We start from the raw sequence: 8,687 nt of genomic DNA, 5'->3' as shown, positions 1-8,687 counted from the left end.
CAGCTGCTGCGCGCCGTCCGCGACGGCGACGCACCGTCGACCGCGATCGCGCGCGCCGTGCGCGATGGGGGGCGCGGCATTCCCGGATTCGGGCAGCCGCTCTATGCCGCGGGCGACATGCGCGCGAACGTGCTCCTCGAGCTGCTGCGGGACGCGCCCCGCAGCGCGCGCGTCCTCGCCGCAGTGGACGCCGTCGCCGACGAGGTGGCGCGCCGTGCGGACGTGCGTCCGAACCTCGACCTCGCGTTGGCGGCCCTCACCCTGTGGGCCGACATGCCCGATGACGCCGGGTCGGTGATCTTCGCGATCGGACGCATCGTCGGCTGGATCTCGCACGCGGTGGACGAGTACGACGAACGCCCGATGCGCCTGCGACCGCGCGGGCGTTACGTGGGTCCTGCTGCGGAGTGAGTCCGGCGCAACCATCCCGCGACGATCGGTGCGAGGTCGGCCGCGATCTCGGCCGGCGCACGCTTGTGCCCCTTCACATCGAACGAGTGCCCACCGCCGTCGATCCAGGCGATCTCGGCGACCTGACACGACGCGACGGCCGCTTCGAGCTGTTCATGGGGGTCGATGAAGGGGTCGTTCGTGCCTTCGACGAAGAGCTGCGGCTGCGACACGTCCGGCAGGTGTGCGGTGCGAGCCTTGTCGGGGCTCCCCGGCGGATGCAGCGGGTACCCGAGGTACACCAGGCCCGCAGGAGCGATCACACCCTCCGCCGCCGCCATCGACGCCATGCGTCCGCCGTACGACTTGCCCATCGCGAACACGGGCGCACCCGCGGCGCGCACTGCCAGCTCGGCGTGGACCGCGGCCCACGTCGCGATCGCGTGTGCTGCAGGTCCTGGCATCCGCCTTCCCGCCTCCACGTACGGGAAGTTGAACCGCAGCGTGGCGACGCCCTCTCGCGCGAGCGCGTCGGCGAATCCGGTGAGGAACGGATGCTGATACCCCGCGCCCGCACCGTGCGCCACGGCCGCGAACGCCCATGCCGATGACGGCATGACGAGGTCGGCCGATACCTCGGCGTTCCCCTGCGGAAGCGCGACGGCGATCCGCGAGGAACCCCCGTGTGCGTTCATGCGCTCTTGCTGTCGTCCGCGCGCGGCGCGTCGACGTGTTCCTGCCTCGTGTCGGTCGACGGCCCAGGCTCGGCCGACTCCCCCGGACGCGCGACCGGTTCGGGACTCACAGCGTGCGCTCCGGGAGCGGCCTCTTCGCCCGGCTCGCCCTCGGCATCCGGCGTGGGCGCGACCCGCTCGCCGTACCTGGGCGGCTCGGCGGACCGAACGGCGGAGTCGGGGGCGGGCGGCGCCGCCGGGGCGAGCGGAACGGCAGGAGTGACGGCGGTCTGGGGGCCGAGCACCTGACGCGCACGACCGACGCTGTTGTCGGTGACCGTGACCTCGTAGTGGTCGGCGACGACCTGCATCACGGACGCGTAGTCGCGGCGCCGGCGCACGAACGAGTACGCCACGATGCTCAGCAGCATGCCGATGGCGATGCCGACGAACAGGACGCCGACGAATGCCTGGATCGGCACCGACGGCGAGCCGATCACGAGGATCGCCGAGAAGAGAAGCCCGAGAAGGAGACCGTTCACCGCGCCCGACCGCGCCGCCGACGCGTAGCCCAGACGGCCGGTGATGCGCTCGATCGAGCGGAGTCCCTGCCCTACGATCGCGATGTCGCGTGCCGGGATGTCGGCCGCGATGAGGGACGACACCGCCTTCTGCGCCGCCTCGTACGTGGCGAAGCTCGCCACCGTCGGTCCGACCGCGTCGGAACCCTGCGGAACGCGCCCTCCCATCATGGTCATCTCCCCATCCTCCCACGGCACGCGGACTACGCTGGGACGTGTGAGCACGCAGAGGGTTTTCGTCGCGCGCCTGTCCGGGTGCTCGGTCTTCGACCCCGCCGGCGACCGTCTCGGCAAGGTCCGCGACGTCGTCGTCATCTACCGCAAAGACGATCCCCCCCGCGTGATCGGGCTCATGGTCGAGATTCCCGGCCGGCGGAACGTGTTCGTGTCGATCGGCCGCGTCACCTCGATCGCCACCGGCCAGGTCATCACCACCGGGCTCATCAACGTCCGACGCTTCCAGCAGCGCGGCGGTGAGGTGCGCGTCATGGCGGAGCTGCTCGGCCGCAAGGTGTTCTTCGCCGACGGCTCCGGAACCGCCGTGATCGAGGACGTGGCGATCGAGCGCAACCGCCTCGGCGAGTGGGACGTCGGGCAGCTGTTCCTGCGCAAGCCGAAGACGAGCGCCTCCCCCTTCGCCAAGGGTCCCACCACGTTCGCGAACTGGGACGCGGTGCGCGAGAGCCAGGTGCCCGGAGAGGCACAGTCCGCCGAGCAGCTGGTGGCGACGTACTCCGAGCTGCGCCCCGCCGACCTCGCGAACACGCTGCTCGACCTGCCCGAGGAGCGGCTGCTCGAGGTCGTCGACGAACTCCCCGACGACCGCCTGGCCGACGCCCTCGAGGAGATGCCCGAAGGCGATCAGGTCCACATCCTCGAGGCGCTCGACGACGAGCGCGCCGCCGACATCCTCGACGCCATGGAGCCCGACGATGCCGCCGACCTCCTCGGGCAGCTCCCCGAGGATCAGCGCGAGGAGTTCCTCGAGCTCATGGAGCCCGAGGAGGCGGAGGACGTCCGAGCCCTCCTGAAGTACGGGCCGGACACCGCGGGCGGTCTGATGACCAGCGAGCCGATCGTGCTGTCGGCGGACGCGACGATCGCCGAGGCGCTCGCCCTCATCCGCCGCCACGAGCTGCACCCGGCGCTCGCCGCCGCGGTCTTCGTGACGCTTCCGCCGTACGAGACGCCCACCGGACGACTCCTCGGCACGGTGCACTTCCAGCGGATGCTGCGCTACCCGCCCCACGAGCGGCTCGGCGCCATCATCGACGACACCCTCGACCCGGTGCCGGCGACCGCCTCGGCGGCCGAGGTGGCACGCCTCCTCGCGTCGTACAACCTCGTGTCGCTTCCCGTCGTGGATCCCGCCCACCGCCTGGTGGGCGCGGTCAGCGTCGACGACGTGCTCGACTACCTCCTCCCCGAGGACTGGCGCTCGCACGACGCCGAGGAGGGAGAACGCCCCGCACCCGAGTCCGTACCGACCACGACCGCGAGCACGCCTCTCTTCGGCAGCGCCAAGGGTGGCGGGAGGAGGCGCTGATGGCACGCAACAACCGCCAGCCGTCGCTGGACGCGCCCCGCGGCCGCTCCGGGATGCTGCAGCGCGCGCCGCAGCCCTCCAGCGACCGGTTCGGGCGCTTCTCGGAGGCCTTCGCGCGCGCGATGGGCACGTCCGGCTTCCTCATCGGCATGACGGTCTTCGTCGCGCTGTGGCTCTGCTGGAACATCTTCATGCCCCCGCAGCTGCAGTTCGATCCGGCCGCCACCAACTTCACGCTGCTGACGCTCATCCTCTCGCTGCAGGCGTCGTACGCGGCTCCCCTCATCCTGCTCGCGCAGAACCGGCAGGACGACCGCGACCGCGTCCAGATCGAGCAGGACCGCCAGCGCGCCGAGCGCAACCTCGCCGACACGGAATACCTCGCGCGCGAGGTCGTCGCGCTCCGCATGGCCGTCAACGACTTCGCCGACCAGGTGGTCACGCGCGAGGTCCTTCGCAGCGAGCTGCGCGCCATGCTCGAGAAGCTCGAGAGCTCCCCTGAGGTCGAGGACGGCGCCGCCCGATGAGCCCGGCCTCCGCGGACGCCGTCCGCACTGCCGTCGGCGCTGTCTCCGACCCCGAGCTGCGCAGGCCCATCGGCGAGCTCGACATGGTGCGTGACATCTCGGTGGACGACGGCGTCGCGCACGTCGCGATCGCCCTGACGATCGTGGGCTGCCCCGCGGCGGACCGGATCGCCTCCGACGTGCGCGCGGCCGCGGCATCCGTTCCCGGGATCACGGATGTCGCACTCGAGGTGGGTGTCATGACGCCGGCCGAGCGGCACGCGCTCACCGACCGGCTGCGCGGTGGACGTGCGCGTGAGATGCCCTTCGGTCCCGGCACGCTCACCCGCGTCATCGCTGTCACGAGCGGCAAGGGGGGCGTCGGCAAGTCGACGGTCACCGCCAACCTCGCCGCCGCGCTGGCCGCACGCGGGCTCGCCGTCGGGCTCATCGACGCCGACGTGCACGGGTTCTCGATCCCGGGCCAGCTCGGGCTCGTCGCGGCAGACGGCGCCGCGCCGCAGCCGACGCGCGTCGACGACCTCATGCTGCCGCCCGTCGCCTACGGCGTGAAGGTGATCTCGATCGGCATGTTCCTGCGCCGCGCCGATGCAGACGCGCCGGTCGGCGCCGTCGCGTGGCGCGGGCCCATGCTGCATCGCACCGTGCAGCAGTTCCTCACCGACGTCTACTTCGGCGACCTCGACGTGCTCCTGCTCGACATGCCGCCCGGCACCGGCGACGTCGCGATCTCGGTGGGGCAGCTGCTGCCCAACGCCGAGGTGCTCGTCGTGACGACGCCGCAGGCGGCGGCGGCCGACGTCGCGGTGCGCAGCGGTGTCGTCGCGCGTCAGACCGGGCAGCGTGTCATCGGGGTGGTCGAGAACATGGCCGCCATGACGCTTCCCGACGGCACCACGGTCGATGTGTTCGGCGCGGGCGGCGGCGCCGCGGTCGCCGAAGCGCTCTCGCAGCCGGACGCCGAGGTGCCGCTGCTGGCCTCGGTGCCGCTCAGCCCGGCACTGCGGACGGATGCGGATGCCGGAACCCCGGCGGTCATCGCACACCCCGACGACCCCGCGGCGCGGGCCATCGCCGGCATCGCTGAGACGCTGGCTCAGACGCCGCGCGGGCTCTCGGGTCGCTCGCTCCCGTTCCGCCCGCGCTGACCTGCGCCTCGATCAGGTCGCTTCGCTGTCGAAGGGCGTCGGCCCGTCGATCGGGCTGCGGTACGGCGACCGCACCGGCGTCGTCGGCGGCGTGGGCGCCGACGACGCCTGGGCGGCCGCGATGCTCGCGACCGGAGCGTCGTCGAGGAGCGCCTCACGGATGATGCGACGCGGGTCGTACTGGCGAGGGTCGAGCGTGCGCCAGTCGACGTCGTCGAAGTCCTCGCCCATCTCGTCGCGCACGCGCGTCCGTGCGGTCGTCACCCAGGTCCGCGCCCGCTTGGTCAGGCCGGCGAGTGCCTCGGCATAGCGGGGCAGCCGCTCGGGTCCGAGGATGAGTGCCGCGACGAGTCCGATCAGCAGGAGCTTCTCGATCGTGAGGCCGAAGATCATGCCTTCAGATTACCGCCGTGCCTGTGCGGCCAGCGCCGCACGGCCGCGTAGGCTGGCGGCGGAGGATTCCGATGGCAGAGCAGAACGCGAACCAGCGGTTCGTCGACGAGGCGACGAGCGAGCCGGAGCACATCGCGCGTGCCCGCGCGCATGCGCTCGAGCTCGGCGCCGCCCCGATCAGCCCGGCGATCGGCGCCCAGTGCGCGATCATCGCAGCGGTGTCACAGGCGCTCAACATCGTCGAGATCGGCACGGGTGCCGGAGTCTCCGGGCTCTGGCTGCTGCACGGCTCCCCCCGCGCGACCCTCACCACCATCGACAAAGAGCCCGAGCATCTCGGCGCCGCCCGCCAGGCGTTCGCCGAGGCCCGGATCCCTCCGGCCCGTGCTCGCTTCATCACCGGCCGCGCCTCGGAGGTGCTGCCGCGCATGAACGAGGCGTCCTACGACATCGTGCTGGTGGATGCCGACCCCGAGGGTGTCATCGAGTACGTCGAGCACGGTCTGCGACTGGTCCGGGCCGGCGGGACGGTGCTCGTCCCCCGCGTGCTGGCCGGTGGGGCCGTCGCCGACCCGGTGCGGCGCGACCCCGTGACCACCGCGTACCGCTCGCTCATCCAGGAGACGCAGGCCTCCCCCGCAGTGATCGGCGCACTGTCGATCACGGGCGAGGGACTGCTGCAGCTCACCACCGTGTCCACGCCCTGACTGCTTCGCACCGCATACGCGAACGGCCGGTCCGATCGGACCGGCCGTTCGCGCAACGAGCGACTACGCGGCGTTGACGACGCCCCCCAGGACGTCGTAGAGCTCCTTGGCCTCAGCGTCGTTCACCGAGACGACCAGACGACCGCCTCCCTCGAGCGGCACGCGCACGATGATGAGTCGACCCTCCTTCACGGCCTCCATCGGCCCGTCTCCGGTTCTCGGCTTCATGGCTGCCATTGCGGCTCCTTTTCATCGATGGTCTGCACGTCAAGTTTATCGTGAGGGCCGACGCCCCGGGCACGCCTGGGGAAAGCGGCATCCGTCATCCGGCGTCATGGGACCTGCCAATTCGTGCTTCCCAGGGCATACATGTTGTAGATCCACCACCACTGCCCCACGAGACACGCGATCAGCACGCCGATCCGCCAGGCGCGGGAGCGCGGAACGGCGAATGCGCCCCATAGTGGCGACAGCGGCACCAGCAGGCGGAAGATGCTCGACTGCGGAAAGAAGACCAGCAGGAGATAGACGAGGTAGCTGGCGCTCCACAGGCGGATCTCGATGCCGAGCCGGCGCACGTGCGGCAGCGCGATCAGGGCGACCGCGATGAGGAGCAGTCCCCCGCCGACGAGGGCGTATCCGAGGGCGAGCGGGAGGTGCCACATCGTCTCGAACCAGTAGGAGATGCCCGCGAGGAACGGCTCGAGCGGCGTGAACGTCGCCTCACCGAGGATCCAGTTGCGCCGCCAGGCCATTTCCGTGACGAGATATGCATCCGGGTTCCCCGTCACCCACCCCGCAATGAACTGCCACGCGAACCCCGCCACCGCGGCGAGGAGGCCGGCGGCGATGATGTGCGCGATCTCCGGTGCCCGCAACGGTTCGCGCGCGCGGGTGAACCAGCGCCAGATGCCGAACAGCGCGAGGAACAGGGCGAAGGCCAGCACACCGGGTCGTGTGAACGCCATCAGCGGGATCAGGGCGTACAGCCACACATAGCGCCGGCGCGCCACCGCCAGCAGCGCGCAGAACAGCCAGAACAGGTTGAGCGCCTCGGCATACCCGACGTGGAACAGCGCCGCGAGCGGACCGCTCGCGAAGAACGCCACAGCCCAGAGCGTCGCCGACTCGTCGAGCCGCCTCCGCAGCAGGTAGTAGAGGGCGACGGATGCCCCGTACCCGGCGACCAGCGACACGATGAGGGCGCCCGTGTGCCAGAGGCCGAACGGGACCGAGACCCACTGCGCGAGCCACGGATAGATCGGGAGGAAGGCCCAGGAGTTCTCCGCGACCTGCCCGGCGTCATTGAGCGGCAGCTGGCTCGGGTAGCCGGAAACCGCGACCAGCCAGTACCACTGACCGTCCCACGCCACGACGGTGTCGCCCAGCCGGGCATCCGCACCCATTCGCGACGTGAAGCCGGAGAGCTCGGTGGCGGCGAACAGGAACAGTGTGGTGACGATCCTGGCGGCGACGTAGATCGCCGCGACGCGCGCAGCGGTCCGAGCCGCGGACGGAGGAGACACCGGCGACAGCGTCAGCTGCTCGCCAGCCACGCGCGCAGGCCCTGCTCGACCGCCTCGATCTGCGCGACGGGCACGCGCTCCTCGTCGTGGTGCGCCAGGTGGGGATCGCCGGGTCCGTAATTCACCGCGGGCACGCCCAGCGCGCTGAAGCGGGCAACGTCGGTCCAGCCGTACTTCGGCCGCGGCTCGGCGCCGACGGCTGCCAGGAACTCCTGCGCGAGCGGGGCGTCGAGGCCCGGGCGGGCGCCGGCTGCAGCATCGACGACCTCCACCTCGAACCCTGCGAGCACGTCACGCACGTGGCGTTCCGCCTCAGCGACGTCCCGGCTCGGAGCGAAGCGGTAGTTGACCTCCACCTCGCACAGATCCGGGATCACATTGCCGGCCACACCGCCATTGATGCGCACCGCATTGAGCCCTTCGCGATAGACGAGGCCCTCGACGGCGACATCACGCGGGACATAGGCGGCGAGGCGCTCGAGGATCGGAGCGGCCTTGTGGATCGCGTTCTCGCCGATCCAGGCACGCGCGCTGTGCGCACGCACCCCGTGGGTGCGGACGATCGCCCGCAGGTTGCCGTTGCAGCCGCCCTCGACAGCACCGTCGGACGGCTCCCCGAGGATCGCGAAGTCGCCGGCGAAGAGGTCGGGGCGAGTGCGCGCGAGGCGCGTGAGGCCGTTGAGGTCCGCGTCGACCTCTTCGTGGTCATACCACATCCACGTGATGTCGACCCGAGGGTCGGAGAGCTCTGCGGCGAGTTTCAGCTGCACCGCCACACCCGCCTTCATGTCGACGGAGCCGCGGCCCCAGATATAGGGCTCCCCGTCGACATCGATGTCCTTGGTCGGCACGTTGCCGTTGATCGGAACGGTGTCGATGTGTCCGGCGATGACCACGCGCTGCGCGCGCCCCAGGTGGGTGCGGGCGACGATCGTATCGCCGTCGCGGTACACGTCGAGATGCTCGAGCGCGGAGATCTCCGCGAAGACCGCGTCGGCCAGCGTCTTCTCGTCGCCGGAGACGCTCGGAATGTCGCAGATCACGCGAGTGAGTTCGACAGAAGACAGGGACAGGTCGAGCGCCGGCATCCCTCGAGTCTACCGAGCGCGAATATGGGGGTTAACGCGGAATGGCCACCCTGTTGTGGGTGGCCATTCCGTGAATGGGTGTCCGGCGGTGTCCTACTCTCCCACAG

General features: G+C 70.9%; 11 protein-coding genes. 5 read left to right on the top strand and 6 right to left on the bottom strand.

Going from position 1 to position 8,687, the window contains the following annotated elements; all coding sequences use genetic code 11:
- Nucleotides 1-411 (top strand): citrate/2-methylcitrate synthase (locus AC3A46_RS19010; protein WP_487666626.1); only part of this gene is annotated, 411 nt, incomplete at its 5' end.
- Here the strand turns inward: AC3A46_RS19010 and AC3A46_RS19005 are convergent.
- Both AC3A46_RS19005 and AC3A46_RS19000 read right to left on the bottom strand, forming a co-directional pair.
- Nucleotides 387-1,085 carry an alpha/beta hydrolase family protein gene (locus AC3A46_RS19005; protein ID WP_487666625.1) on the bottom strand — a complete coding sequence of 233 codons (699 nt, stop codon included), beginning with the start codon at nucleotides 1,083-1,085 and terminating at the stop codon, nucleotides 387-389. The genes AC3A46_RS19010 and AC3A46_RS19005 overlap by 25 nt on opposite strands.
- Nucleotides 1,082-1,822 carry a YflT domain-containing protein gene (locus AC3A46_RS19000; protein WP_487666624.1) on the bottom strand — a complete coding sequence of 247 codons (741 nt, stop codon included), beginning with the start codon at nucleotides 1,820-1,822 and terminating at the stop codon, nucleotides 1,082-1,084. Before AC3A46_RS19000 ends, AC3A46_RS19005 begins: the two co-directional genes overlap by 4 nt.
- 40 nt (nucleotides 1,823-1,862) lie before the next feature.
- Here AC3A46_RS19000 and AC3A46_RS18995 point away from each other — a divergent pair, with 40 nt between their 5' ends.
- The 3 genes from AC3A46_RS18995 to AC3A46_RS18985 are packed head-to-tail and all read left to right on the top strand — an operon-like array spanning nucleotide 1,863 to nucleotide 4,866.
- Nucleotides 1,863-3,191 (top strand): magnesium transporter, encoded by a 1,329-nt coding sequence (locus tag AC3A46_RS18995; protein ID WP_487666623.1) that lies wholly within the window; start codon nucleotides 1,863-1,865, stop codon nucleotides 3,189-3,191.
- Complete coding sequence (locus AC3A46_RS18990) at nucleotides 3,191-3,718, top strand: DUF1003 domain-containing protein (RefSeq protein ID WP_487666622.1); 528 nt, start codon at nucleotides 3,191-3,193, stop codon at nucleotides 3,716-3,718. The genes AC3A46_RS18995 and AC3A46_RS18990 overlap by 1 nt, the downstream gene beginning before the upstream one ends.
- Nucleotides 3,715-4,866, top strand: coding sequence for a P-loop NTPase (locus AC3A46_RS18985; protein WP_487666621.1), 1,152 nt, complete (start codon nucleotides 3,715-3,717; stop codon nucleotides 4,864-4,866). Before AC3A46_RS18990 ends, AC3A46_RS18985 begins: the two co-directional genes overlap by 4 nt.
- Nucleotides 4,867-4,878: 12 nt before the next feature.
- On the opposite strand, the gene AC3A46_RS18980 is transcribed toward AC3A46_RS18985, so the two are convergent.
- The gene (locus AC3A46_RS18980; RefSeq protein WP_487666620.1) at nucleotides 4,879-5,259 is read right to left on the bottom strand and encodes a twin-arginine translocase TatA/TatE family subunit; all 381 of its coding nucleotides are present in this window, start codon (nucleotides 5,257-5,259) and stop codon (nucleotides 4,879-4,881) included.
- Between the two features lie 71 nt (nucleotides 5,260-5,330).
- Here AC3A46_RS18980 and AC3A46_RS18975 point away from each other — a divergent pair, with 71 nt between their 5' ends.
- On the top strand, nucleotides 5,331-5,966 hold the full coding sequence (locus AC3A46_RS18975; protein ID WP_487666619.1) for an O-methyltransferase: 636 nt from the start codon (nucleotides 5,331-5,333) through the stop codon (nucleotides 5,964-5,966).
- Nucleotides 5,967-6,029: 63 nt separating this feature from the next.
- Here the strand turns inward: AC3A46_RS18975 and AC3A46_RS18970 are convergent, their stop codons facing one another.
- The 3 genes from AC3A46_RS18970 to dapE all read right to left on the bottom strand — a co-directional run bounded on the left by AC3A46_RS18970 (nucleotide 6,030) and on the right by dapE (nucleotide 8,580).
- Nucleotides 6,030-6,203: a DUF3117 domain-containing protein gene (locus tag AC3A46_RS18970; RefSeq protein ID WP_019179788.1), complete on the bottom strand. Its 174-nt coding sequence runs from the start codon at nucleotides 6,201-6,203 to the stop codon at nucleotides 6,030-6,032.
- Between the two features lie 95 nt (nucleotides 6,204-6,298).
- Entirely contained in the window at nucleotides 6,299-7,522 is a 1,224-nt protein-coding gene (locus AC3A46_RS18965; protein WP_487666618.1) for a hypothetical protein, read from the bottom strand.
- Nucleotides 7,504-8,580, bottom strand: a complete 1,077-nt coding sequence (gene dapE, locus AC3A46_RS18960; RefSeq protein WP_487666617.1) for a succinyl-diaminopimelate desuccinylase — start codon at nucleotides 8,578-8,580, stop codon at nucleotides 7,504-7,506. Before dapE ends, AC3A46_RS18965 begins: the two co-directional genes overlap by 19 nt.
- Between the last annotated feature and the right edge of the window lie 107 nt (nucleotides 8,581-8,687).

Source organism: Microbacterium sp. Soil_C_42 (assembly GCF_057656735.1).
The sequence above is the reverse complement of the archived record's forward strand: the minus strand, read 5'-3'. Positions and strand labels throughout refer to the sequence as shown.